Origin of the sequence: Streptomyces lusitanus, assembly GCF_042647945.1 — a bacterium.
In the GTDB taxonomy this organism is placed as follows: Bacteria; Actinomycetota; Actinomycetes; order Streptomycetales; family Streptomycetaceae; genus Streptomyces; species Streptomyces pseudogriseolus.
In genome coordinates this window covers 21,247-44,940 of the sequence record NZ_JBHRWL010000006.1, presented here as the reverse complement: position 1 = coordinate 44,940, position 23,694 = coordinate 21,247, and the positions used below count along the sequence as shown (strand labels likewise).

Genomic DNA, 23,694 nt, shown 5'->3' with positions numbered 1-23,694 from the left:
TCTTCTTCGCTGTTTCAGGCCGTCATCGGCGCCAGGGGCCGGTCACGGCGAACGTCGTGCCCGGGTCGTAGACGTTGACGTACATCGTCCGGCCGTCCGGGGAGAACGTGACCCCGGCGAACTCGCCCCAGTCCGGGGCGTCGTCCGTGCCCAGGTTCTGGCGGTTGCGGGCCATCGGGTAGACCTCGCCGTGCCGGGTGACGCCGAAGACGTGCTGGGCGCCCCAGCCGTCCTCACACACCATCAGACCGCCGCTGGGCGCGAGGCAGATGTTGTCCGGGGACTCGCCCGGCATCTGGATGTCCGTGTCCGGGCCGAAGACGATCACCAGGGTGAGGCGGCGGCGGTCCGGGTCGTAGCGCCAGACCTGACCGTAGTGGCTGGCGGCCGAGCCGTCGGAGGTGCGGGCGAAGGACGACACGAAGTAGACGGAACGGCCGCCCCAGTAGCAGCCCTCCAGCTTCTGCGCGTGGGTGATGCCCTTCGCGCCGAAGTCCTGGTGACGGATGGGGGTCTCGACGGCCAGCGGGTCGGGGACGTCCACCCACTCGATGCCGTCGAAGTGGGCGCCGATCTCCTGGATCGTGGACAGGTCGGGCACCCCGGGCACCCGCATCGCCTGGAGCCTGCCGCCCGCGCGCAGCGAGCCCGTGCCGCCGAGGGGCTTGTTCGGGAGGAAGCGGTAGAACAGGCCGAAGGGGCGCTCGAAGGCGTCCTCCGTCTCGTAGACCACGCCCCGGTGCGGGTCCACCGCGATCGCCTCGTGCGCGAAGCGGCCCATCGCGGTCAGCGGCACGGCCCCGGTACGGCGGGGGTCGGCGCCGTCCACCTCGAAGATGAAGCCGTGGTCCTTGGTGTACCCGTTGGTTCCGGCTCTGTCCTCGGTCTCCTCGCAGGTCAGCCAGGTCTTCCACGGGGTGGGCCCGCCCGCGCAGTTGACCGCCGTACCGGCGATCGCCACCCGCTCGGAGAGCACGCCGCCGCGGCGGTCGAGGGTGAGGGCGGTACAGCCGCCCTTGCCCTGCGGGTCGTACGTCAGCCCGTCGACCACCGGGACCGGGACTCTGCCGGTGGCGCGGTTCTCATGGTTGCGGACCAGGTGGACATGGCCCTGGCGGCCGGCGAAGGCGGCCATGCCGTCGTGGTTGGAGGGGACGGGTCCCTCGCCGGAGCGGAGCTGGTCGCCCTCCTTGGAGAGCACGGTGTAGCGGAAGCCCTTGGGCAGGTCGAGCAGTCCGTCGGGGTCGGGGACCAGGTCGCCGTAGCCGTGGTGGCCGAGGTTCTGCGCGGCGGAGGTGCCGGCGAACAGTTCGGACAGGGCGCCGGTGAAGGCGATGCCGACACCGACGGCACCGGAACGGGCGAGCATCTGGCGTCGGGTTGTTGCCGTGGAGCCGTGGGGGGACCCGTTTTCTGACATGGGGAAACCTTCCTGCTGGCGGACAGGAACTGTGACCCCGCCGTGTCTATCACCTGCCGCCGGTCCCGTGAACCACGCGGACGGCCGTGTCCTGTGAGGTTGAGGCGCCCGCACGGCCGTGTCCCGTGAGGTGGGGGCGCCCGTGGCCCGCCTTGGAAGGGCGCCCTCACACCCGCGTCCCGCGAGACGAACCCGTTCTCACCGCGTCGTCAGCCGCACCGGCGGTGTCCCCGCACCGCTGTGTCGTTCCGCCCAGTGGGTCAACGCCGTTCTGCAGGCGTGGTCCAGGTGGTGCAGGGCCGTCAGGTCCAGTTCGACCGGACGGTCCTGGGGGAGGGACTCCAGGGTGTCCAGGATCTTCGGGAGGCGCAGGAACGTCGCGTTGCCGGAGAGGTGGACCTGGACGGGGCCCGCGCCCTTGTCCATGACCTCCAGCTTGACCTTGGAGGACTCCCACGCCGTCTTCACCACCGACAGGCCCAGTCCGATCAGCACCCCCTCGAACATGTTCAGCACGACGATCGACACGGCCGTGACCACCAGGATCAGCGCCTCGCCCCGCTGTCCGCGCCACAGCGCGACGAGCCCCCGGAACGGGATCAGCTTCCAGCCGGCGTGGATCAGGATGCCCGCCAGCGCCGGCAGCGGGATCCACGCGAGGGCGGACGGCAGCAGCGCGGCGAACAGCAGCAGCCACACGCCGTGCAGCACCCGGGACGCCTTGGTCCTCGCGCCCGCCTGGACGTTGGCCGAGCTGCGCACGATGACGGCGGTCATGGGCAGCGCGCCGAGCAGCCCGCAGACCGTGTTGCCCGCGCCCTGCGCCATCAGCTCCTTGTTGTAGCGGGTGCGCGGACCCGTGTGCAGCCGGTCCACCGCCGCCGCGCTGAACAGGCTCTCCGCGGACGCGATGAGCGCGAAGGCCACGACCGTGCCCAGCCCGCCGACGTCCGTGAGGACACCGAAGGCGTCCGGGCCGGGCGGCTGGACGGATGCGAACAGGCCCCGCACCTCGACCGTGGCGACCGGCACGGCGAACGCCGCCGTCACCGCCGTCGCCAGCAGCACCGCGGCGAGCGCGCCCGGCACCACCCCGGCCGGTCCCGGCAGCCGCCGCCACAGCACCATCACCACCACCGTGCCGGCGCCCACCGCCAGCGAGGCGAGCGTCTCCCGCCCGGCGAGCGCGTCCGCGGCGGCGCCGGGCAGCCCGAGGAGCTTGTCGACGCCGTGGGCGGGCGCCTCGATCCCGGCGGCGGCGTAGAGCTGGCCGGCGATGAGGACCAGGCCGATGCCGGCCAGCATGCCCTCGATCACCGACAACGACATCGCCCGGAACCAGCGGCCCAGCCGCAGCGCCCCCATGGCGAGCTGGAGCAGCCCGGCGGCGAGCACGATCACGCCGAGCGCGGGGAGTCCGTGGGAGGTCACCGCCTGGTGGACCAGCACGGTGAGCCCGGCCGCCGGGCCGGACACCTGGAGGCTGCTGCCCGGCAGCAGGCCGGCCACCACACCGCCCACGATGCCGGTGACGAGCCCGAGTTCGGCGGGCACCCCGGAGGCGACGGCCACGCCCACGCAGAGCGGCAGGGCGACGAGGAACACGACGAGCGAGGCGGCGACGTCCTGCCGCAGATGAGGGAAGCGGCCCACGCGCGCCCTCACCGGGTACGGGCCGCACGGCGGGCGGACGGACGAGGGTGTCGGGCGGACGGTTCGGGGTGCCGGCCGGACGGGCGGGGGTGGTCGACGGAAGGGCGGTGCATCTGTTCCTCCTGGCGCGTGTGGGGACGCGTCGGACGCGCACGACGGGGCCCGGCCCGCCGATCATTGGCCCGCGGTGTGACGGACCGTGTACGCGGATGCGAAGGCCGCGGGAGGCGCGGGACGGGTGGCCGAGGTAAAGCGACGGCAAGGGCCCGGGGTGCGGCCGACGGTCGCCCGACCTCGCAACACGCGTACCTGTCACGGTGGTTCGCACCCGGTGTCGCAGGTATGCGCAAGGTCAACGGTTGGTCAAGAAACACGGTAACCCTGCGTGGCCGTTCGCACCGGCTCATCGCGGGGCCTCGGCGCGGTCAGCCCGAAAAGAACACGTGGGTTGGCGCGATCACTTCCGTGGCCGTCGATGGGCCGTTCGGGCGTCGAACGCCCGCACGGTGGGCTGAGGCCGCCCGGGTCAGACGGTGTCGGCGAGCCGCTTGGCGTCCCTGGCCAGAGCGGTGAGGCGGGAGATCGCGCGGAAGTACTTCTTGCGGTAGCCGCCATTCAGCATCTCCTCGCTGAACAGCTGGTCGAACGGCAGTCCCGACGCGAGCACCGGCACCTCGCGGTCGTACAGCCGGTCCGCGAGGACCACGAGCCGCAGCGCGGTCGACTGGTCCGGCACCGGCCGCACCCCGGTGAGGCACACCGCGCCGATGCCGTCGGTGAGGGCGCCGTAGCGGCTGGGGTGGACCCGCGCGAGGTGGTCGAGCAGGTCGGGGAAGGCGTCCAGCGACGCGTCCGCGGTGGCGTGCGCGACCCGGGTGACCACGTCGTCGGAGTACGGGGGCGGCGCCTCGGGCAGCCCCCGGTGCCGGTAGTCCTCGCCGTCGATCCTCAGCGCCCGGAAGTGCGCCGACAGGCCCTGGATCTCCCGCAGGAAGTCCGCCGCCGCGAACCGGCCCTCGCCGAGCTTGCCCGGCAGCGTGTTGGAGGTGGCGGCGAGCGCCACACCCGCCTCGACCAGCTTGCCGAGCAGCGTGGACACCAGCACGGTGTCGCCCGGGTCGTCCAGCTCGAACTCGTCGATGCACAGCAGCCGGTGCCCCGACAGCGTCCGCACGGTCTGCTGGAAGCCGAGCGCGCCCACCAGGTTGGTCAGCTCGACGAACGTGCCGAACGCCTTGAGCGCCGGCTCGGCCGGGGTGGCGTGCCACAGCGAGGCCAGCAGGTGCGTCTTGCCGACGCCGTAGCCGCCGTCCAGGTAGACCCCGCGCGGCCCGGTCGGGCCCTTCTTCGCCGCCTTGCCGAGGCCGAACAGCCGGCGCCGGCCCCGCTCCCCGGCGGACGCCCCGCCGAGACCCGCCGCGAAGCCCTCGAGGACGCGCACGGCCTCGGTCTGGCTCGGCTGATTCGGGTCGGGGATGTACGTGGTGAAGCGGACGGAGTCGAACCGCGGCGGCGGCACCATCTCGGCGACGAGCCGGTCCGCGGGGACGTGCGGCTCACGGCCGCACAGCGAGAGCGGAGCCACGGCGGCTATCGGACCGGGACGGGAGGCTGCGGAGGACGACACGGTCCCCCATCGTACGGGGCGTGGAAGACTGCCTGACATGCGACGCCTGTTCCCCGTGACCGATGTGACCGACGAGACGGGAGCCGCCGGCGGGGCGGCCGACCGGGAGTGGAGCCTGGCCGAGCTGGCCGCCGCCTACGCCTATCCCGAGCCCGGCCCGGAGGGCCCCGCGCCCTGGCTGCGCGGCAACATGGTCTCCACCCTCGACGGCGCCGCCCAGCACGAGGGCCGCTCGCAGCCCATCTCCTGCCCCGCCGACATGCGGATCTTCGGCGTGCTGCGGGCCCTCGCGGACGTGGTCGTGGTCGGTGCGGAAACGGTACGGCAGGAGGGCTACCGCCCGGCCCGCGCCCGCGCCGAGTTCGCGGCGGCCCGAGCAGCCGCCGGACAGGGCCCCGCGCCCGCGATCGCGGTGGTCTCGGCGAGTCTGGACCTCGACTTCTCGCTGCCCCTGTTCACCTCCCCGCTCGTGCCCACCCTGGTCCTCACCGGCGCCGCCGCCGACCCGGAGCGCGTCGCCGCCGCCGAGAAGGCGGGCGCCCGCGTGGTCGTCGCCGGGGAGGGCGCCGGGGTGGACCCCGCACGGGCCGTACGGGCGCTGGCCGCACTGGGGCACACCCGGCTGCTGACCGAGGGCGGGCCCCGGCTGCTGGGGCAGGTCGTCGCCGCCGGCGTGCTGGACGAGCTCTGTCTCACCGTCGCGCCGATGGTCACGGCCGGTGACGCCCAGCGCATCGCCGGGGGACCCTCAGTGACACTTCCGCGGCGATTCGCGCTGTCGTCGATGTTGGAGGAGGGCGGCTTCCTGTTCACGCGCTACCGGCGGGCCTGACCGGCCCGGCCGGACGGGGAACGGCGGAGGGAGGAACCGGGGAGGAGGAACCGGGGGAAGGGAGGACGACGCGCACGACGCCGTCGCCGGTCCGGCGATCGGCGGAACCGTCCGCCCGCCCGGCGCGAAGAAGGGCGAGACTGAAACCGGCCGTACTCGCGCCCGCACGGGGAAGGATGATCTCCGGGGGGCCTGGCTCGGCCCACGGAGCAGCGAGGGCCCGCGGGCCCTCCGAGGAGTAAGGGGCGCCTGGTGTTCACAAGCGTACTGATGATCGAGAAGGCCCTGACGTCCGCCGACGTGGAGTTCGTCACCACCCTGCACGGCGACGAGCCCGTCGCCTTCCACGTCCTGCTCCAGCCACGCGGCGAACAGGCCGACCGGCTGCTGAGAGCCATCGACGACGTCGCCCTGGGCGAGCTCGACGAGGCCGTGCGCGAGGGCGGCACCCCCGAGGGCGACGAGGCGCGCTCCATGGGCGAACGGGCGCTCGCGGTCTCCCTCCAGGCGCTGCGCACGACCGGCGACACCGCCGAGGGCCGCCTCGTCGAGGACCACCCGCTGGACGCGCTCAGGAAACTGGTCGAGGAGGTCGGCGCGGACGAGGTGATCGTGCTGACCGACCCGCACTACGTGGAGGAGTTCTTCCACCGCGACTGGGCCTCCCGGGCCCGCCACAAGGTCGGAGTGCCGGTGCTGAAACTCTTCTCGCACAGCAAGGCATAGGCTGGGGCCGCGCTCTCCCGGCCCGGCCCGCGAGGGCGCGAAGACCGTCGTCCCGCTCGTCGCACCACTGGGAGAACACGCATGGCACCCGGCCTTCCTACCGCCATGGACCGACCGCACTTCATCGGCATCGGCGGCGCCGGGATGTCGGGCATCGCCAAGATCCTCGCCCAGCGCGGCGCGCGGGTGGCCGGCAGCGACGCCAAGGACTCGGCGACCGCCCAGGCCCTGCGCGCCCTCGGCGTCACCGTGCACGTCGGGCACGCCGCCGCGCACCTCGCCGACGACGCCAGCTGCGTCGTGGTCTCCTCCGCGATCCGCGAGGACAACCCGGAGCTGCGGCGCGCCGCCGAGCTGGACATCCCCGTGGTGCACCGCTCCGACGCCCTCGCCGCCCTGATGGACGGCGCGCGCCCGATCGCGGTGGCCGGCACCCACGGCAAGACCACCACCACCTCCATGCTCGCGGTCGCCCTCACCGAGCTCGGCCGCGAGCCGTCGTACGCCATCGGCGGCGACCTCGACGCCCCCGGCTCCAACGCGCTGCACGGCGCGGGCGAGATCTTCGTCGCCGAGGCCGACGAGTCCGACCGCAGCTTCCACAAGTACGCCCCCGAGGTCGCGATCATCCTCAACGTGGAGCTGGACCACCACGCGAACTACGCGTCGATGGAGGAAATCCACGAGTCCTTCCAGACGTTCGTCGGCCGGATCGTCCCCGGCGGCACCCTGGTGATCTCCGCGGACCACGAGGGCGCCCGCGAGCTGACCCGCCGCCTGGACGGCTCGGTGCGCACCGTGACGTACGGCGAGTCGGCCGACGCCGACGTCCGGGTCCTGTCGGTCGTCCCGCAGGGCCTGAAGAGCGAGGTGACCGTCGAGCTGGACGGCGCCCCGCTCACCTTCACCGTGTCGGTGCCCGGCAAGCACTACGCGCACAACGCGGTCGCCGCGCTCGCCGCGGGCGTCGCGCTGGGCGTCCCCGCCGCCGAGCTGGCCCCCGCGCTGGCCGCGTACACCGGCGTCAAGCGCCGCCTCCAGCTCAAGGGCGAGGCGGCCGGCGTCCAGGTCATCGACTCCTACGCGCACCACCCCACCGAGATGACCGCGGACCTGGAGGCGATGCGCGCCGCCGCCGGGGACGCCCGCATCCTCGTCGTCTTCCAGCCCCACCTGTTCTCCCGCACCCGCGAGCTCGGCAAGGAGATGGGCCACGCCCTCGCCCTCGCCGACGCCTCGCTGGTCCTGGACATCTACCCGGCCCGTGAGGACCCGATCCCCGGTGTCACCAGCGAGCTGATCATCGAGGCGGCCCGCGCGGCCGGCGCGGACGTGACGGCCGTCCACGACGCGGCGGAGGTCCCCGGGGCGGTGGCGGGAATGGCCAAGCCGGGCGATCTGGTTCTCACCATGGGAGCGGGCGACGTCACCGACCTCGGCCCGCGCATCCTGGACCGTCTGTCGAACTAAGGGGCTGGAACCTCATGCCGTACGACGTGGAGAAGCCGGACGAGCAGTGGCGCGCGGAGCTGTCGCCGTCCGAGTACGCGGTTCTGCGCCAGGCGGCGACGGAACCGGCCTTCACCGGTGAGTACACCGACACCAAGACCGAGGGCGTCTACTCCTGCCGTGCCTGCGGCGCGGAGCTGTTCACCTCGGACACGAAGTTCGAGTCGCACTGCGGCTGGCCGTCCTTCTACGACCCGAAGGACACCGAGTCCGTGGAGCTGGTCGAGGACCGCTCGCACGGCATGGTGCGCACCGAGGTGCGCTGCGCCCGCTGCGGCTCGCACCTCGGGCACGTCTTCGAGGGCGAGGGCTACCCGACGCCCACGGACCAGCGGTACTGCATCAACAGCATCTCGCTGACGCTGCGTCCCGCCGGTTCCTGATCCGCCGCCGGTTCCTGATTCGCCGCCCGCTCCTCACCACCCGGTCAGCACCAGGTGGTTGAGGAGCAGGGCCAGTGCCGCCTGCCCGGCGAGCCATCCGCGCGGACCGGGCAGGAGCGCGCAGGCGGGCAGCAGCCACAGCGCGAACGGCAGCCAGATCCGCTCCGTCTCCGCCTTGCTCATCCCGGACAGGTCCGCGACCAGCAGCGCCAGCAGCGCGGACCCCACCAGCAGCACCAGCCGGGGCACCGGGTCCCGCAGAAGCGCCGCACGGCCGTACCTCACCGGCTCCGCGCCGCCCCGGCGCAGCCCCGCCACCGTCGCGGGGCCCACGACCAGCACCGTGCACGCCAGGTTCGCCCACACCCAGTAGCCGTACGGGCGTACCCCGCCCGCGCCCTGGTAGTAGCGGGTCACCAGCAGCCGGTACGCCTCCCACCAGTCGAACCCCAGGGCCGTGAACACGGCCGGCGCCACCAGGAACCCGGCGGCCACGTACGGCAGCGGCCGCAGCCGCCGGGCGCCCAGCAGCAGGACGGCCGCGGCGGTCACCGCGACCAGGGTGAGCCCGTACGACAGGTACACCGTCAGCCCGAACAGCAGGCCCGCGCCGAAGCCCGTCCAGGCCGGACGGCGGCCGGTGACGGCGAGGGCCAGCAGGGCGAGCGCCCAGGCGGCGACCGCCGCGAACCAGCCGTCGGCGGAGGTGCCCGTCCACACGGCCGCCGGGGCCAGGACGAGGAACGGCGCGGCCCGGCGGGCGAGGTCCTCGCCGGCCAGCCGCCGCACCGTGACCAGCACGGCGACCGCCGCCGTGGTGCCGGCGGTGACGACGAACGCCCCCGCCCACGCCCCGCCGCCCAGCCCGATCCGGTCCAGCAGCACGAAGGTGAGGGTGGCGCCCGGCGGATGACCCGCCACGTGCGCCGGCCAGTTGTCGGGGGCGCCGATGAGGATGTGCGCGTGGAAGTCCCGCAGGGTCGCCGGGATGTCCTGGAAGCGGTCGATCACCTGGAGGTACTCGTGCCGGGTGGTCAGCCGCCCGGCGACGCCCCGCTGCCAGCCGTCGACCAGGGCCAGCGACCACGTCCAGGCGAGCGCCCCGCCCCACACCGCGAACAGCAGCGGCCGCCACGGCAGCCGGGCCGCGAGCGCCGGGCCGTACGCCACCACCGCCACGGCGACCGCGAGCGCGGCCGGGGTGCCGGGTCCGAGGTGCGGCATCCAGTGACCCACCAGGGGCGGCCAGCCCACCCGGAGGGTGCCGTAGCGGTTCTGGAGGTGCGTGCCGATCAGGGCGGCGGCCAGGACCAGCAGCGCGGCGGCGGCCACGGCACGGGCGTCGGCCTTCGCGCCGCCGGAGCGGGCGGCGGGGGCACGGAGGTCCGTGCGGTCAGGAGTGCGCTTCACGTCGTCACACGCTAGGCCGCCCGGCCTGCGGCAAGCGGCTGACGAGCGGCGACGTCAGCGTTTCGTCACCGCTCGGGGCGCCCGTTCCGGGCCGCCGCCGACCTACCGTCGGCACATGGCACGGTCTTCCCTCCCCGGCCGCCTCCCGCGCGGCCCCTTCTCGCCGGACTTCTGGCGCAGCCCGGTGCGCGGCACGTGGTTCACCTCGGTGCTCGGCGTGGTGCTGCTGTTCGGCATCACCGTCCTGTTCGTGACGGGCCTGGTGTCGTACGCCGCGTACAACCCGGATCTGTCGCCGGTGAACGACCGCACCCCCGGCAAGGGGATCCTCGGCTTCTACCTCTTCTCCTGGCCCACCGACCCGCCCTGGCTCTACCGGCTCACCCAGGGCGTCCATGTCACGCTCGGACTGGGGCTCGTACCGGTGCTGCTGGCCAAGCTGTGGTCGGTCCTGCCGAAGCTGTTCACCCTGCCGCCGGCCCGCTCGGTCACCCACGCCCTGGAGCGGATCTCGCTGCTCCTGCTGGTCGGCGGCGCGCTGTTCGAGTTCGTCACCGGCATCCTCAACATCCAGCTGGACTACATCTTCCCCGGCTCGTTCTACCCGCTGCACTTCTACGGCGCGTGGGTCTTCTTCGGCGCGTTCCTCGCCCACGTGGTGCTGAAGGCGCCGGCCGCCTTCCGGAACCTGCGGCACATGCGGCGCGGGGAGGACGAGGAGCCGGACGAGGACCTGACCGCGGCGCGGCCCGACCCGCCGACCGTGACCCGGCGCGGGGCGCTCGGCCTGGTCGGCGGCGGCTCGCTGCTGCTCCTCGCCACCTCCGCCGGACGCAGCTTCGACGGCCCACTGCGCCGGACCGCCTTCCTCTCCCCGCACGGCGGGACCGAACCGGGCAGCGGGCCGGGCGCCTTCCAGGTCAACAAGACGGCCGCGTACGCCGGGATCCGCCCCGACGACACGACCGAGGAGGCCTGGCGGCTGACCGTCACCGGCCGCACCGGCACCGTACGGCTGAGCAGGGCGGAGCTGCTCGCGATGGAGCAGCACGACGCCGACCTGCCCATCGCCTGCGTCGAGGGCTGGTCCACCTCCGACCAGGCCTGGCGGGGCGTACGGCTGCGGGACCTCGCCGCCCTCGTGGGACACGACGAGCCGGCCGCCGTGTACGTGGAGTCCCTGCAAGCGCACGGCACCTGGCGGGACGCCGCGCTCAGCGCCGGTCAGGTCGCCGACGAGCGCTCCCTGCTGGCCCTGTCCGTCAACGGCGCGGACCTGACCCCGGACCACGGCCACCCGGCCCGCGTCATCGTCCCGGCCGCGCCCGGCGTGCTGAACACCAAGTGGGTCACGCGGCTGACCTTCGGCGAACTGTGAGGAGACCACCCGTGCCCGAGCGTCGATCCCGGCCGCCGCTGGGCAGCCCCTTCCACCTGCTGGTGCTGCTGTGCTCGTTCGCCCTGTGCGCGTACGCGGGGGTGCGGCTGCTCGACGGAGACTGGCTGATGATCACCGTGTGGTTCGTGGGCGCGGCGCTGATCCACGACCTGGTGCTGCTGCCGCTGTACGCGGCGGCCGACCGCGCCCTCGTCACGGTCACCGCAGGCCGCACGGCCTGGGTGAACCACATCCGCGTCCCGGCCGCCCTGTCCGGACTGCTGCTCCTCGTGTGGTTCCCGCTGATCACCGGCCGGGTGTCGGAGCGGTACGCGTCCGTCACCGCCCTCTCCGCCGACGGCTTCGCGGCCCGCTGGCTCCTGATCACGGCGGCCCTGTTCGCGGGCTCGGCGGTGCTGTTCGCGGTGCGGGTGGGGAGGCGGCGGCCGGGGGCGGGGGACTGACGGGCGGCGCGGGGGCGGGTGCCGCACCCGCACGTCCCGTCGGACGGACTGTCGGTGCCGCCGAGTAGGTTCTGCCTGTTCGGCCCGGCAGGCGGGCCGTCGAGCGGGGGGTTCGTCGCGGTGAGCATCCATCTGCACTTTCGCGCTGTCGCGCGGGACGAGATCCGGGACGACCACACCTGGCTCGTGGCGTTCATGCTCGAGGCCTGGGGCAACCACGCCGACGAGTACGCGGCGGGTGTCGCCGACTCGATCGACAAGGTCTGGGACTCCGTCGACACCCTCTACGCCGCGGCCGGCGTCCCTGACACCGACGCCGACGAGCCCTGGGCGCTGCCCGTCTACGGCGGCCGGCCCGTGCCGCACCGTGCCGGCGTCGACCCCTCCGAACCGCCGCTGATGGTTCTGGACCCGCCCGAGGTCGCCCGGGCCGCGGACTTTCTCGCGGCGGTCTCGTTCGACGATCTGTGGAGCCGTGCCGGTGCCGAGGTCCGTGGCGGCGGCTGGGACGAGGCGCAGGCCAGGGAGGAGTTCCTCGACCACCACCGCAGCCTCCGGGGGTTCTACGGGCGGGCGGCTGCGGCGGGACACGCCGTGGTCAAGGTGGTGTGGGCCTGAGGCGCGGTCACCCGCCGGTCAGGGGGCGTGCCGAGGGGGCCGCAGGGCCACGAAGGTGCGGGTGTGGCTGGCCCAGCGGTCCCTGACGCGCCAGCCGGACGCGTGGGCGTGGTGCAGCAGGGCCGGGGTGCCGAGGCGGGCCCAGGGGAAGGGGGCGCCCGGGGTGCCGTGAGGGGCGGTGAGCTGGACCGTGAGGCGTTCGTCGACGTCCGGGTACGGCGCCGTCTCCACGAGGAGCAGACCGTCCGCGGTGAGCAGCCGCGCCAGCCGGGCCAGCAGGGCGTGCGGGTCGCCGCCGATGCCGACGTTGCCGTCCATCAGCAGTGCCGTGTCCCAACGGCCCGTGCCCGGCAGCGGGTCGAACACCGAGGCCCGCAGCGCCCGTCCGCCGCGCCGGACGGTCTGCGCCACCGCGGCCTCGCTGACGTCGACGCCGAGCGCGCGCCCGCCCAGCGCGGCCACCAGCCGGCCGGGTCCGCAGCCCACGTCCAGCACCGTGCCCTCGCAGCGCGCCAGCACCTCGAGGTCGGCCGGGTCCGGCTCCGCGCACCAGCGTTCCACGTCCAGCGGCAGCAGCCATCCGTCGGTGCGGCGCAGGAACAGCGGCCCCCGGCCGGCGCGCAGCGCGTCGGCGTACGGGTCGGCCGACCAGGCGGGGCCGGCGGCAGGCAGCGGAGGGCCGGGCGGGCGCTGCGGTCCGAGGCGGGGCGTGGCCGTCGCGCGTGCCCCGCTCACCGGTGGGCCGCCGTCAGCCGGGCCAGCCGCGCGGCGAACCGTCCGCCGGGCGCCGCACCGGCGACTGCCGCCGCGTCCCGGGCCGTGTCCACGTCCCGCAGCAACGGCAGTTCCCGTACCCGCAGCCCGTCCAGGCGCCGGCGCTGCGCGGCCCCCGTGTGCGGCGTCGACATGGGCACCCCGCGCAGCAGGCCGGGGTCGGGGTCGGCCAGGCCCAGCGCCCAGAAGCCGCCGTCCGCGGCCGGCCCGAACCAGGCGTCGCAGTCCGCGAAGTCCACCGTGAGCAGCTCCGGCGTCACCTGCGGGGTGTCCATGCCGATGAGCAGGGCGGGACCGTCGCACCCCGCGAACGCGCCGGCCAGCCGCTCGTCGAGGCCGCCCGCGCACTGCGGCACGACCTCCACGCCGGCCGGCAGCCACGGCCCCGGCGACCCGTCCAGCACCAGCACCCGGCGTCTCGCGGGCGTCCGCGCCACCGCGTCGAGGGTGTCGGCGAGCGCGGCCTCGGCGAGCGCCGCCGCCTCCTCCGGCGTGAACGGCGGGGTCAGCCTGGTCTTCACCCGGCCCGGCCGCGGCTCCTTCGCGATGACCAGCAGCGTCACCTCCGGCGCCGTCATGGCGTCACCCCCTCGCGCCCGGGCCGCTCCTGGAGCACCCGGCTCATGTCCCGTACGGCGTGCCAGGTGCCGCGCCAGGTGCCGGTCACCTTGGAGGCGCCGGTGCGCGGGGCGTACGGCACGTCGTGCTCGGCGATCCGCCAGCCGGCGTCGGCGGCGCGCACCACCATCTCCAGCGGGTAGCCGCTGCGCCGGTCGGCGATGCCGAGGGCGAGCAGGTCCGCGCGCCGGGCCGCCCGCAGCGGGCCGAGGTCGCGCAGCCGCAGTCCGGTGCGGCGGCGCAGCAGCAGGACGAGGGCCGTGTTGCCGGCCCGGGCGTGCGGCGGCCAGGCGCCCCGGCCGCGCGGGCGGCGCCGGCCCAGCACCAGGTCGGCGGCGCCGGAGCGGATCTCGTCGACGAACGGCACCGCGTCCGCCGGGTCCAGCGAGGCGTCGCAGTCGCAGAAGCAGACGAACTCGGCGGTGGCGGCGGTCAGCCCGGCGTGGCAGGCGGCGCCGAAGCCGCGCCGCGTCTCGCGCACGACCGTCGCGCCGAGCTCGCGGGCGACGCGGTCGGAGCCGTCCGTGGAGCCGTTGTCCACGACGAGCGCCCGCCACCCGGGCGGGATCCGGCGCAGCACCCACGGCAGTGCCGCGGCCTCGTCGAGACAGGGCAGGACGACGTCCACGGACAGGGCCGGGCCGCCCGGCGGTGGTTCCGGGGAGGAGGGGGAGGTGGTCACGGCACTCACCCTACGAACGGGAAACGGACATACCGGGCACCGGCTCCTTACGAAACACGGACGCCGGCACCCGCCCCGGACGGTTCGCGCGCGCGGGGTGCGAGGCTGGACCGCATGGAGCAGCCACCCACCGCAGGCGAGGCCGGAGCCCGGGTCCTCGTCGTGGACGACGACCCCACCGTCGCCGAGATCGTCACGGGCTACCTCGACCGCGCCGGGTACGTCGTCGACCGGGCCGGCGACGGCCCCGACGCCCTCGCCCGCGCCGCCGCCCACCGGCCCGACCTGGTCGTCCTCGACCTCATGCTGCCCGGCATGGACGGCCTCGAGGTGTGCCGCAGGATGCGCGGGCAGGGGCCGGTGCCGGTCATCATGCTCACCGCGCGCGGCGACGAGGACGACCGCATCCTCGGCCTCGAGGTCGGCGCCGACGACTACGTCACCAAGCCGTTCAGCCCGCGCGAACTGGTGCTGCGCGTCGGGTCCGTGCTGCGCCGCGCCCGGCCGGCGGCGGACGCGCCCGCCGGCGGTTCCGCTTCCGTGCCCGGTCCCGGCTCCGGTGTGCTGCGGGCGGCCGGGCTCACCGTCGACCCGGGGGCCCGGCGGGCCGTCAAGAAGGGAGCGGAACTGGCCTTGACCGTCCGCGAGTTCGACCTTCTGGCTTTCTTCCTGGCGCACCCGGGGCGGGCGTTCGCCAGGGAGGAGTTGATGCGGGAGGTGTGGGGCTGGGACTTCGGCGACCTGTCCACCGTGACCGTCCATGTGCGGCGGCTGCGCGGCAAGGTCGAGGACGACCCGGCGCGGCCCCGGCTCGTGCGGACCGTGTGGGGCGTCGGCTACCGCTTCGACCCCACGACGGCCGAGGGGGAGTGACCCGGTGCGCGACGCCCTGCTCATCGCCCTGTTCGCGTTCCTCGGCGCCACCACGGCCGGCGTCCTCGGCGCGGGCGTCCTGCTGCTGATCCGGCGGTGGTCGCTGACCGCGCACCTCGCGGTCGTCGCCGCCGTCGCGGTCACGGCGATGTTCGCCGGGACGCTGGCCGTCGCCCGCGCGATGTTCCTGTCGGCGCACGATCTGAGCGTGGTGACGACCGTCGTCGCCATGGCCGCCGTCGTCTCGCTGGTCACCGCGCTGCTGCTGGGGCGGTGGGTCGTCGCCCGGAGCCGTGAACTCGCCCTGGCGGCGCGGTCGTTCGGGGACGGCGGGGACTTCGCCGCGCCCGACGGGCCGGCCGCGGCGGAATTCGCGGCGCTCAGCCGGGAGCTGGAGGCCACCAGCGTGCGGCTCGCGGAGTCCCGGGACCGGGAACGGGCGCTGGAGTCCTCGCGGCGGGAGCTCGTCGCCTGGATCTCGCACGACCTGCGGACCCCGCTCGCCGGACTGCGCGCCATGGCCGAGGCGCTGGAGGACGGGGTGGCCGCCGATCCCGACCGCTACCTCCGGCAGATCCGCACGGAGGTGGAGCGGCTCAACGAAATGGTCGGCGACCTCTTCGAGCTGTCCCGCATCCACGCGGGGGCGCTGTCGCTGTCGCCGGCGCGTATCAGTGTGTACGACCTGGTCGGCGACGCCCTGGCGGGCGCGGATCCGCTCGCCCGCGAGCACGGGGTGCGGCTCGTGGGGGACGGGGTGGAACCGGTGCCGGTGGAGGTGGACGGGCGGGAGATGAGCCGGGTGCTGGGGAATCTGCTGGTCAACGCGATCCGCCGGACGCCGGCGGACGGCACGGTCGCGGTGTCCGCGCGGCGGGCGGAGGAGGGGGTGGTGCTGTCCGTGACGGACGGGTGCGGAGGGATTCCGGAGGAGGATCTGCCGCGGGTCTTCGACACGGGGTGGCGGGGCAGCGACGCGAGGACGCCTCCGGCGGGGGCGGGGCTGGGGCTGGCCATCGTGCGGGGGATTGTGGAGGCGCATCGGGGGAGGGCGACGGTGCGGAATGTTGTCGGCGGGTGCAGGTTCGAGGTGACGTTGCCTGTGGCGGGGTGAGGGGAGTTCACCGCGGGCCGGTGCCGCCTGGTCGCGCAGTTCCCCGCGCCCCTGAGGCGCCTGCCGACTGCGGGCAGTCGTGCCGCCCTGCGGCCACTGGGGTGCCGGGGGCTGTGGGACGCCGGGTGCGGGCCGCACGGGGCTGTTCGCGCAGCTCCCCGCGCCCCTGCCGACTGCGGGCAGTCGTGCCGCCCGGCAGCCACTGGGGTGCCGGGCACTGTTGTACGCCGGGTGCGGGCCGTACGGGGCTGGGCGCGCAGTTCCCCGCGCCCCTGCCGACTGCGGGCAGTCGTGCCGCCCGGCGGCCACTGGGGTGCCGGGCACTGTTGTACGCCGGGTGCGGGCCGCACGGGGCTGGTCGCGCAGTTCCCCGTGCCCCTGCCGACTGCGGGCAGTCGTGCCGCTGGGGCGGCACGGGTGGGCGCAGGCGGCGCCCTCTAGCGGGCCTGCGCCCCACCTCCGTACGGCCACCGGGGTGCCGGGGGCTGTTGTACGCCGGGTGCCGGTTGCGCCGTGGTTGCGCGCGCAGTTCCTCGCGCCCCTTTGGGCGCCCCCAACTACGGGATGTTGGCGAACTCCCGCATTCCTTCCTCGAAGGTGATCTCCGGCTTCCAGCCCAGCTCCGCCCTCAAACGGGCCGAGTCCGCCGTGATGTGGCGGACGTCGCCCAGACGGAACTCGCCCGTGACGACCGGGGACGGCCCCCCGTGGGCCTCGGCGAGGGCGTGGGCCATGTCGCCCACCGTGTGAGGGGTCCCGCTCCCCGTGTTGTACGCGGTGAGAACACCCGCGCGCGGATCCGCCTCCAGGGCCGCCACGTTGGCGGCCGCCACGTCCCGTACGTGCACGAAGTCCCTCCGCTGGTTGCCGTCCTCGAAGACCCGCGGAGCCTCACCGCGGGCCAGGGCGGAGCGGAAGAAGGACGCGACCCCGGCGTACGGGGTGTCCCGGGGCATCCCCGGGCCGTACACGTTGTGGTAGCGCAGCGACACCGCCGAGCCGCCCGTCACCCGCGCCCACGCGGCGGCCAGGTGTTCCTGCGCCAGCTTGGTCGTGGCGTACACGTTGCGCGGGTCGACGGGCGCGTCCTCCGCGACCAGGCCCGGTGCGAGGGCGGCCCCGCACACCGGGCACGGCGGCTCGAACCGCCCGGCCGCCAGGTCCGCCTCGGCGCGCGGGCCCGGCCGTACGACGCCGTGCTCGGCGCAGACGTAGCGGCCCTCGCCGTACACCACCATCGAGCCGGCCAGCACCAGCCGCCCCACGCCCGCCTCCGCCATCGCGGTCAGCAGGACGGCCGTGCCCAGGTCGTTGCGGGAGACGTACTCGGGCGCGTCGGCGAAGCCGGTGCCGAGGCCGACCATCGCCGCCTGGTGGCAGACCGCGTCCACGCCGGCGAGGGCCGCCCGCACCGCGTCCGGTGCCCGCACGTCCGCCGCCGGGTCGGAGCGGACGTCGAACACGACGGGCTCGTGCCCGCGCTCCCGCAACGCCGTGACGACATGGGACCCGATGAACCCGGCACCGCCGGTGACCAGCACTCGCATGCCCTCACGCTAAGCCCGTGATCGAGCCCGCACCGGCCGCGCGCCCGGCACGTCACGGGTCCGTAAGACCCCGCGCCGGCAGCCGCACCGTGAACACCGTCGCGCCCGGCCGGCTCGTCAGGCCGATGTCGCCGCCGTGGGCGCGCACCAGGGAGCGGGCGACGGCCAGCCCGAGCCCGCTGCCGCCGCGGTCGCGGGTGCGGGCCTTGTCGACGCGGTAGAACCGGTCGAAGACCCGGTCCCTGTGGTCCGCCGGGATGCCCGGGCCGGCGTCGGCGACCCGCACCAGGGCCGCGTCGCCGGCCGCGGTGACCTCGACGGTGACCGGGGTGCCGGGCGGGGTGTGCACGGCGGCGTTGGCGAGCAGGTTGTCCACCACCTGCCGTATCCGCTGCGGATCGAGGCGCAGGACCACCGGACCGGTGGGGTGTGTTGTCACCGTGAGCGGACGGTCCGGGCGGCCCGCCCGGAAGGCGTCCGCCGCCTGCTGCACCAGCTCCGTGAGGTCGGTGTCCTCCGGCCGCAGCGGCGCCTCCACCTCCGCCGCGTCCAGCCGGGCGAGCAGCAGCAGGTCGTCGAGGAGGATGCCCATCCGCGCGGCCTCCGCCCGCAGCCGGGCCAGGTGCTTCTCCCGCTCGGCGGGTTCGTTCGCGGCGGCGTACTGGAACAGGTCCGCGTAGCCGCGTACCGACATCAGCGGGGTGCGCAGCTCGTGCGAGGCGTCCGCGACGAAGCGGCGCAGCCGCAGCTCCGCCTCCGCGCGGACCGCGAGGGAGTCGTCGATGTGCTCCAGCATCGTGTTGAACGCGGTGCGCAGCTCGGCGACCTCGCGTCCGCCGTCGCGTCCGTCCGCGCGCAGCGGCAGCCGGGACGCGGACTCGCTCAGGTCGTGCGAGGCGATGCCGTGCGCGGTGTGCGCCATGTCGCTCAGCGGCTTCAGCCCGCGCCGCAGCATCCGCCGCCCGAACACCACCAGCGCCAGCAGCGCCAGCGCGAACACCACCACCTGCACGGTGACCAGCCGCTCGACGGTCTCCTCCACGTCCTGCACCGGGGCGGCGCTCACCAGCACCACCCCCGGCTCGACCTCGCAGCCGCGCAGCCGGTACGTGCCCTCCCCGTCGATCCGCGCGGTGCGCATCAGCTCGGTGTCGGAGTGCGCCATCGCCCGCGCGAGATCGGCCAGCGGGCGGGTGTCGTCGGGCACGTCGGCGGGCCGGCGCAGCGCGACCGAGCCGCCGCTGACGTCGTACACCGCCGTGTACCAGCCGTAGTACGGCTTGCGCCGCACCGTGCCGTGCGCCGCCGCGTCCTTGGCCTGCACGGTCTGGATGAGCTTCAGCTGCTCGCCGAGCTGCTGTTCGAGATAGTCCCGCATGTACGCGGTGAGCGCCGTGCCGACGACCGCGAACACCGCCAGCGACAGCACCCCGAGGCCCAGTGCCAGACGGGTGCCGAGCCGCATCCGCCGGAAACCGTCCCGCATCCGCCGGAAGCTGTCCCGCATCCGCCGGACGGCGGCCCTCACTCCGCCGCCTGCCGGATCACGTACCCGAAGCCCCGCACGGTCCGGATCAGCGGCTCACCCGTCGCGTCCAGCTTGCGCCGCAGCCGGCTGACCACCAGCTCCACCACGTTGGACCGGCCGCCGAAGCCGTACTCCCACACGTGGTCCAGGATCTGGGCCTTGGTCAGCACGGTGGGGGAGCGGCGCATCAGATAGCGCAGCACCTCGTACTCGGTCGGGGTGAGCGCCAGCAGATGCTCGCCGCGCCGCACCTCCCGGGTGTCCTCGTCCATCGTCAGGTCGCCCACCCGCAGCACCGACCGCGGGAAGTCCGGGCCCGAGCTGCGCCGCAGCACCGTCCGCAGCCGTGCCATCAGCTCCTCGACCGCGAACGGCTTGACCAGGTAGTCGTCCCCGCCCCGGGTCAGTCCCGCCACCCGGTCGGCGACCCCGTCGCGCGCGGTGAGGAACACCACCGGCACCATCCGCCCGGAGCGGCGCAGCCCGTCCAGCACCCCGAAGCCGTCGAGGTCCGGCAGCATCAGGTCCAGCACCACGATGTCCGGGCGGAACGCGTCGGCGCGGCGCAGCGCCTCCTCGCCGGAGTGGGCGGTGACCGCATCCCAGCCCTCGTACCGGGCGACCGTCGCCACCAGGTCGGCTATCGGAGGGTCGTCGTCCACCACGAGCAGTCGCACTCTGTCCACCCGGCCATACTGCGCCACCGCGCCCCTTCCGCCGGGGGGCGCTGCACGACCGCAACCCGATCGACAGCGAACCGACAGGAAACCGCCGTACCGTCCGGGCCGTCCCCCGGACGGTCCAACGGCGGCGGGTGGTTTGGCGCGCCGGGATCTGGGCAGGTGGCGGCGTGGCTCCGGCCGCCCCGGCCGCCGGGGTCCCGCGTCTTTTCCCCGGGGCCTTGTCGGCGCCGACGTCTACACTCGACCGGCACCGCGGGGGCGACCCCTGCTGACCAATTTCCGCCACCCGAAGGGCACACGGCGTCTTGATACGGATCGACTCAGTCACGAAGCGGTACCCGGACGGCACGGTGGCGGTCGACCGGCTGTCGCTGGAGATCCCCGACCGCTCGATCACCGTCCTGGTCGGCCCCTCGGGCTGCGGCAAGACGACCACCCTGCGCATGATCAACCGGATGGTCGAGCCCACCGAGGGAACGATCCTGCTCGACGGCGAGGACGTCCAGCGGCAGCCGGTGACCGCCCTGCGCCGCAGCATGGGGTACGTCATCCAGAACGCGGGCCTCTTCCAGCACCGCACCATCGCCGACAACATCGCGACCGTGCCCCGCATGCTCGGCTGGGGCAAGCAGCGGGCCCGGGAGCGGGCGGCGGAGCTGATGGAGCGGGTGGGCCTGGACGCGTCCCTGGCCAAGCGGTACCCGTACCAGCTCTCCGGCGGCCAGCAGCAGCGCGTCGGCGTGGCCCGGGCGCTCGCCGCGGACCCGCCGGTGCTGCTGATGGACGAGCCGTTCTCGGCCGTCGACCCGGTGGTGCGCAAGGGACTCCAGGACGAACTGCTGCGCATCCAGGACGAGCTGGGCAAGACCATCGTCTTCGTCACCCACGACATCGACGAGGCGATCAAGCTCGGCACCATGGTCGCCGTGCTGCGCGAGGGCGGCCGGCTCGCCCAGTACGCCCCGCCCGCCGAGCTGCTGTCGCACCCGGCGGACGCCTTCGTCGAGGACTTCCTCGGCGCCGACCGGGGCATCCGCCGGCTGTCCTTCTTCACGTCGGACGCGCTGGAGCTGACCACCGACGCGGTGGTCACGGCCGGCGCGCCCGACGCACGTCTCACCACCGCCAAGACGCCGTACCTGCTGGTCACCGACGCCGAAGGCCGCCCCCTCGGCTGGCGGGAGCGCGGGAGCGCCGGCGACGCGGAGCGGCTGCTGCCGTACGGGCGGCCGTTCCGGCCCGGCACGGACTCGCTGCGGGCCGCGCTGGACTGCGCGGTCCTCTCGCCCACCGGCTGGGCGGTCGCCGTCGACGCGGACGGCCGGGTGACCGGCGTGGTCTCCCAGCAGACCATCGGCGAGGCGATCCGCGCCGCGCACACCCAGGCGGCACCGGACTCCGCGCCCGCGCGCGGCGAGGACGAGAAGGTCGCCGGATGAACGGGTTCTTCGACATACCCAGCGACCTCCAGCACAGCTGGGCCGGTCTGATCGGGCTGCACCTGCGGGAGGCCCTGCTGCCGGTGGCCGCCGGTCTGCTGCTCGCCCTGCCGCTGGCCCTGCTGTGCAACCGGTTCCGCTGGCTGTACCCGCCGGTGCTCGGGGTGACGACCATGCTCTACGCGGTGCCGTCGCTCGCCTTCTTCGTCGTGCTCATCGACTACACGGGCCAGACCGAGCTGACCGTGATGATCCCGCTGGCGCTGTACAGCCTGGTGGTGCTGGTCCCGGCGATCGCGGACGGCGTGCGCTCGGTGCCGGACGAGACCCTGTCCGCCGCCACCGCCATGGGCTTCGGCCCCGTACGGCGGTATCTCCAGGTGCAGTTGCCGATCGCCGCGCCCGCGATCATCGCGGGCCTGCGGGTCGCCACCGCGTCCAGCATCTCCCTGGTGAGCGTCGGCGCCCTCATCGGCAACCAGGGCGCCCTCGGCAACCTGCTCGCCGCCGCGCAGAAGTACGACCGGCCCGAACTCGCGGCGAACGCCGTGGTGACGACGGCCGCCCTGGCGATCTGCTGCGACGCCGCGCTGGTCGCCCTGCGCCGGGCGCTGACCCCGTGGATGCCCCGCTCCGGACGGGAGCGGACCGCCGCCCCGCGCGAGGAACTCCTCACGAAGGGCGCCGCCCGGTGAACGTCCTCAACTTCGTCCAGGCGTTCTTCAGCGACAGCGCCCACTGGCACGGCTACGACGGCATCCCGACCCGCTTCCTGGAGCACGTCCGGTACGCGGCGCTGGCCCTCGCCATCGCCGCGGCGATCGGCCTGCCCGTGGGACTGCTGACCGGGCACACCGGACGCGGCGGCAACGCGATCGCGTTCGTCGCCAACGCCGCCCGCGCGTTGCCCAGTTTCGGCCTGCTGGTGCTGGCGGTGCTGCTCATCGGCTTCGGCCTGCTGCCCGTGATGATCCCGCTGGTCGTGCTCGCCGTGCCGCCGATCCTGGTGACCACGTACGAGGCGGTCCGCACCGTCGACCCCGCCCCGGTCGACGCGGCCCGCGGGATGGGGATGCCCGAGTCGCGGATCCTGTTCCGGGTGGAGGTGCCGGTGGCGCTCCCGCTGATCCTCAGCGGCCTGCGCTCCGCCGCCATCCAGATCGTGTCCACGGCCACCATCGCCGCCTACGTCAGCCTCGGCGGACTGGGCCGCTACATCATCGACGGCCTCTACCAGCGGAACTACGAGAAGGTCGTCGGCGGGGCGACGCTGGTGGCGGTCCTCGCCCTCATCACGCTCGCGCTGTTCTGGGCCGTGGGGCGGCTCGCGGTGTCGCCCGGAGTGCGCCGCCGCTGACATTCGATCAGTTGTACGACAAATGTGACCCTGACGTTCTTGACCGAGCGTGAGACGGCTGGATTGGATCGGTGAATGACACTTACGGCGAAGAGCAGCAGATCGAGGACGAGGCTTCACGGGGCGACGGCGGTCGCGCTGGCCGCCGCGGCGGCGCTGCTCACGGGCTGTTCCTCCGGGGACACCTCCGACAATCCGCTCGACGGAGGCAAGGCCGAGGCGGGCACCGTCGTCGTCGGCTCGAACAACTTCGCCGAGAGCACCCTGCTCGCCGACATCTACGGCGAGGCGCTGCGCGCCAAGGGCCTCAAGGTCGCCTACAAGCACAACATCGGCAGCCGTGAGACCACGTACGGCCTGATGAAGAACGGCTCGGTGACGGTCCTCCCGGAGTACAACGGCTCCCTCCTCGCCTACCTCGACGAGAAGGCCGAGCAGACCTCCGCCGACGCGGTGAACGCGGCGGTGAAGGCCAAGCTGGACAAGCAGCTCACCCTGCTGGAGTCCTCGCCGGCCGAGGACAAGGACTCGGTCGGCGTCAACGCCGCCACGGCGAAGAAGTACGGCCTCACCGCCGACTCCACGCTCGCCGACCTCAAGGAGGCCGCGCCCGAGCTGGTGATCGGCGGCTCGCCCGAGTTCCAGACCCGGCAGCAGGGACTCAAGGGCCTGGAGTCGGTCTACGGACTGACGTTCAAGAACTTCAAGGCGCTGGACGCCGGCGGCCCGCTCACCCAGGCGGCCCTCGCGCAGAACGAGGTGCAGGCGGCGGACGTGTTCACCACGGACCCGACCATCGTCAAGGAGAAGTTCGTCGTCCTGAAGGACCCGGAGAACCTGTTCGGGTTCGCCAACGTCACCCCGCTGGTCCGCAAGGACGGGCTGCCGCAGGAGGGCGTCGAGGCGCTGAACGCGGTCTCCGCGAAGCTGGACACGAAGACGCTGCTCGACCTGGACGCCCAGGTGCAGCTGGAGAAGAAGGACCCGCTGGACGTGGCCAAGGCCTGGCTGAAGTCCGCCGGTCTCGGCTGAGACGCGACCGCGGGGTGCGGCGGGGGG

Annotated in this window: 23 protein-coding genes; 13 read left to right on the top strand and 10 right to left on the bottom strand. The window is 74.2% G+C overall.

Annotated elements, in window-relative coordinates; all coding sequences use genetic code 11:
- Positions 1-22: 22 nt before the first annotated feature.
- The 3 genes from ACFOSY_RS09875 to zapE all read right to left on the bottom strand — a co-directional run bounded on the left by ACFOSY_RS09875 (position 23) and on the right by zapE (position 4,739).
- Positions 23-1,420: an alkaline phosphatase PhoX gene (locus tag ACFOSY_RS09875; RefSeq protein ID WP_394306369.1), complete on the bottom strand. Its 1,398-nt coding sequence runs from the start codon at positions 1,418-1,420 to the stop codon at positions 23-25.
- Positions 1,421-1,618: 198 nt separating this feature from the next.
- Positions 1,619-3,073: a SulP family inorganic anion transporter gene (locus ACFOSY_RS09870; RefSeq protein WP_394306368.1), complete on the bottom strand. Its 1,455-nt coding sequence runs from the start codon at positions 3,071-3,073 to the stop codon at positions 1,619-1,621.
- Between the two features lie 526 nt (positions 3,074-3,599).
- The gene (zapE, locus tag ACFOSY_RS09865; protein WP_394306367.1) at positions 3,600-4,739 is read right to left on the bottom strand and encodes a cell division protein ZapE; all 1,140 of its coding nucleotides are present in this window, start codon (positions 4,737-4,739) and stop codon (positions 3,600-3,602) included.
- Between zapE and ACFOSY_RS09860 the strand changes: the two genes are divergently transcribed.
- The 4 genes from ACFOSY_RS09860 to msrB all read left to right on the top strand — a co-directional run bounded on the left by ACFOSY_RS09860 (position 4,738) and on the right by msrB (position 8,150).
- Complete coding sequence (locus ACFOSY_RS09860) at positions 4,738-5,532, top strand: pyrimidine reductase family protein (protein ID WP_394306366.1); 795 nt, start codon at positions 4,738-4,740, stop codon at positions 5,530-5,532. The genes zapE and ACFOSY_RS09860 overlap by 2 nt on opposite strands.
- A 252-nt stretch (positions 5,533-5,784) precedes the next feature.
- Complete coding sequence (locus ACFOSY_RS09855; protein WP_394306365.1) at positions 5,785-6,258, top strand: indole-3-glycerol phosphate synthase; 474 nt, start codon at positions 5,785-5,787, stop codon at positions 6,256-6,258.
- An 81-nt stretch (positions 6,259-6,339) separates the two neighbouring features.
- Positions 6,340-7,728, top strand: coding sequence for a UDP-N-acetylmuramate--L-alanine ligase (murC, locus tag ACFOSY_RS09850; RefSeq protein WP_394306364.1), 1,389 nt, complete (start codon positions 6,340-6,342; stop codon positions 7,726-7,728).
- 14 nt (positions 7,729-7,742) lie between these two features.
- The gene (gene msrB / locus ACFOSY_RS09845) at positions 7,743-8,150 is read left to right on the top strand and encodes a peptide-methionine (R)-S-oxide reductase MsrB (RefSeq protein WP_394306363.1); all 408 of its coding nucleotides are present in this window, start codon (positions 7,743-7,745) and stop codon (positions 8,148-8,150) included.
- A gap of 33 nt (positions 8,151-8,183) precedes the next feature.
- Here msrB and ACFOSY_RS09840 read toward each other — a convergent pair whose 3' ends face one another.
- Positions 8,184-9,560, bottom strand: coding sequence for a hypothetical protein (locus tag ACFOSY_RS09840; RefSeq protein WP_394306362.1), 1,377 nt, complete (start codon positions 9,558-9,560; stop codon positions 8,184-8,186).
- A gap of 115 nt (positions 9,561-9,675) precedes the next feature.
- On the opposite strand from ACFOSY_RS09840, the gene ACFOSY_RS09835 reads away from it, so the two are divergent.
- The 3 genes from ACFOSY_RS09835 to ACFOSY_RS09825 all read left to right on the top strand — a co-directional run bounded on the left by ACFOSY_RS09835 (position 9,676) and on the right by ACFOSY_RS09825 (position 12,020).
- On the top strand, positions 9,676-10,938 hold the full coding sequence (locus ACFOSY_RS09835; RefSeq protein ID WP_394306361.1) for a molybdopterin-dependent oxidoreductase: 1,263 nt from the start codon (positions 9,676-9,678) through the stop codon (positions 10,936-10,938).
- An 11-nt stretch (positions 10,939-10,949) separates the two neighbouring features.
- Positions 10,950-11,402, top strand: a complete 453-nt coding sequence (locus tag ACFOSY_RS09830; RefSeq protein ID WP_394306360.1) for a hypothetical protein — start codon at positions 10,950-10,952, stop codon at positions 11,400-11,402.
- 120 nt (positions 11,403-11,522) lie between these two features.
- On the top strand, positions 11,523-12,020 hold the full coding sequence (locus ACFOSY_RS09825; RefSeq protein WP_394306359.1) for a DUF1877 family protein: 498 nt from the start codon (positions 11,523-11,525) through the stop codon (positions 12,018-12,020).
- 18 nt (positions 12,021-12,038) lie between these two features.
- Here the strand turns inward: ACFOSY_RS09825 and ACFOSY_RS09820 are convergent, their stop codons facing one another.
- From ACFOSY_RS09820 to ACFOSY_RS09810, 3 genes are read right to left on the bottom strand one after another with little or no spacing between them, the layout of a single operon-like run.
- Positions 12,039-12,755, bottom strand: a complete 717-nt coding sequence (locus ACFOSY_RS09820; protein WP_394306358.1) for a class I SAM-dependent methyltransferase — start codon at positions 12,753-12,755, stop codon at positions 12,039-12,041.
- Positions 12,752-13,372 (bottom strand): TIGR04282 family arsenosugar biosynthesis glycosyltransferase, encoded by a 621-nt coding sequence (locus tag ACFOSY_RS09815; RefSeq protein ID WP_394306357.1) that lies wholly within the window; start codon positions 13,370-13,372, stop codon positions 12,752-12,754. The genes ACFOSY_RS09820 and ACFOSY_RS09815 overlap by 4 nt, the downstream gene beginning before the upstream one ends.
- Complete coding sequence (locus ACFOSY_RS09810; protein WP_394306356.1) at positions 13,369-14,103, bottom strand: glycosyltransferase family 2 protein; 735 nt, start codon at positions 14,101-14,103, stop codon at positions 13,369-13,371. Before ACFOSY_RS09810 ends, ACFOSY_RS09815 begins: the two co-directional genes overlap by 4 nt.
- Positions 14,104-14,208: 105 nt before the next feature.
- Between ACFOSY_RS09810 and ACFOSY_RS09805 the strand changes: the two genes are divergently transcribed.
- Together ACFOSY_RS09805 and ACFOSY_RS09800 are read left to right on the top strand one after the other, a co-directional pair.
- Positions 14,209-14,967 carry a response regulator transcription factor gene (locus ACFOSY_RS09805; RefSeq protein ID WP_394306355.1) on the top strand — a complete coding sequence of 253 codons (759 nt, stop codon included), beginning with the start codon at positions 14,209-14,211 and terminating at the stop codon, positions 14,965-14,967.
- A gap of 4 nt (positions 14,968-14,971) precedes the next feature.
- Complete coding sequence (locus ACFOSY_RS09800) at positions 14,972-16,081, top strand: sensor histidine kinase (RefSeq protein ID WP_225655585.1); 1,110 nt, start codon at positions 14,972-14,974, stop codon at positions 16,079-16,081.
- Positions 16,082-16,638: 557 nt separating this feature from the next.
- Here the strand turns inward: ACFOSY_RS09800 and ACFOSY_RS09795 are convergent.
- From ACFOSY_RS09795 to ACFOSY_RS09785, 3 genes are read right to left on the bottom strand one after another with little or no spacing between them, the layout of a single operon-like run.
- Positions 16,639-17,628, bottom strand: a complete 990-nt coding sequence (locus tag ACFOSY_RS09795) for an NAD-dependent epimerase/dehydratase family protein (protein ID WP_394306354.1) — start codon at positions 17,626-17,628, stop codon at positions 16,639-16,641.
- A 52-nt stretch (positions 17,629-17,680) separates the two neighbouring features.
- Positions 17,681-19,135, bottom strand: coding sequence for a sensor histidine kinase (locus tag ACFOSY_RS09790; protein ID WP_394306694.1), 1,455 nt, complete (start codon positions 19,133-19,135; stop codon positions 17,681-17,683).
- A 17-nt stretch (positions 19,136-19,152) separates the two neighbouring features.
- Positions 19,153-19,842: a response regulator transcription factor gene (locus ACFOSY_RS09785; RefSeq protein ID WP_394306353.1), complete on the bottom strand. Its 690-nt coding sequence runs from the start codon at positions 19,840-19,842 to the stop codon at positions 19,153-19,155.
- Positions 19,843-20,144: 302 nt separating this feature from the next.
- Here ACFOSY_RS09785 and ACFOSY_RS09780 point away from each other — a divergent pair, with 302 nt between their 5' ends.
- The 4 genes from ACFOSY_RS09780 (at position 20,145) to ACFOSY_RS09765 (ending at position 23,667) form a co-directional block, all read left to right on the top strand.
- On the top strand, positions 20,145-21,278 hold the full coding sequence (locus ACFOSY_RS09780; protein ID WP_394306352.1) for an ABC transporter ATP-binding protein: 1,134 nt from the start codon (positions 20,145-20,147) through the stop codon (positions 21,276-21,278).
- Positions 21,275-21,973, top strand: coding sequence for an ABC transporter permease (locus ACFOSY_RS09775; RefSeq protein ID WP_394306351.1), 699 nt, complete (start codon positions 21,275-21,277; stop codon positions 21,971-21,973). The genes ACFOSY_RS09780 and ACFOSY_RS09775 overlap by 4 nt, the downstream gene beginning before the upstream one ends.
- Entirely contained in the window at positions 21,970-22,635 is a 666-nt protein-coding gene (locus ACFOSY_RS09770; protein ID WP_394306350.1) for an ABC transporter permease, read from the top strand. Before ACFOSY_RS09775 ends, ACFOSY_RS09770 begins: the two co-directional genes overlap by 4 nt.
- Positions 22,636-22,710: 75 nt before the next feature.
- Entirely contained in the window at positions 22,711-23,667 is a 957-nt protein-coding gene (locus ACFOSY_RS09765; protein ID WP_394306349.1) for an ABC transporter substrate-binding protein, read from the top strand.
- The last annotated feature ends 27 nt before the right edge of the window (positions 23,668-23,694 follow it).

Excerpts from the sequence above, each read along its gene's own strand:
- ACFOSY_RS09875 (WP_394306369.1), bottom strand. The coding sequence starts at position 1,420 with ATGTCAGAAAACGGGTCCCCCCACGGCTCCACGGCAACAACCCGACGC.
- ACFOSY_RS09860 (WP_394306366.1), top strand. The coding sequence starts at position 4,738 with ATGCGACGCCTGTTCCCCGTGACCGATGTGACCGACGAGACGGGAGCC.
- zapE (WP_394306367.1), bottom strand. The coding sequence starts at position 4,739 with ATGTCAGGCAGTCTTCCACGCCCCGTACGATGGGGGACCGTGTCGTCC.
- murC (WP_394306364.1), top strand. The coding sequence starts at position 6,340 with ATGGCACCCGGCCTTCCTACCGCCATGGACCGACCGCACTTCATCGGC.
- msrB (WP_394306363.1), top strand. The coding sequence starts at position 7,743 with ATGCCGTACGACGTGGAGAAGCCGGACGAGCAGTGGCGCGCGGAGCTG.
- ACFOSY_RS09835 (WP_394306361.1), top strand. The coding sequence starts at position 9,676 with ATGGCACGGTCTTCCCTCCCCGGCCGCCTCCCGCGCGGCCCCTTCTCG.
- ACFOSY_RS09815 (WP_394306357.1), bottom strand. The coding sequence starts at position 13,372 with ATGACGGCGCCGGAGGTGACGCTGCTGGTCATCGCGAAGGAGCCGCGG.
- ACFOSY_RS09805 (WP_394306355.1), top strand. The coding sequence starts at position 14,209 with ATGGAGCAGCCACCCACCGCAGGCGAGGCCGGAGCCCGGGTCCTCGTC.
- ACFOSY_RS09795 (WP_394306354.1), bottom strand. The coding sequence starts at position 17,628 with ATGCGAGTGCTGGTCACCGGCGGTGCCGGGTTCATCGGGTCCCATGTC.
- ACFOSY_RS09790 (WP_394306694.1), bottom strand. The coding sequence starts at position 19,135 with ATGCGGGACAGCTTCCGGCGGATGCGGGACGGTTTCCGGCGGATGCGG.
- ACFOSY_RS09775 (WP_394306351.1), top strand. The coding sequence starts at position 21,275 with ATGAACGGGTTCTTCGACATACCCAGCGACCTCCAGCACAGCTGGGCC.
- ACFOSY_RS09765 (WP_394306349.1), top strand. The coding sequence starts at position 22,711 with ATGACACTTACGGCGAAGAGCAGCAGATCGAGGACGAGGCTTCACGGG.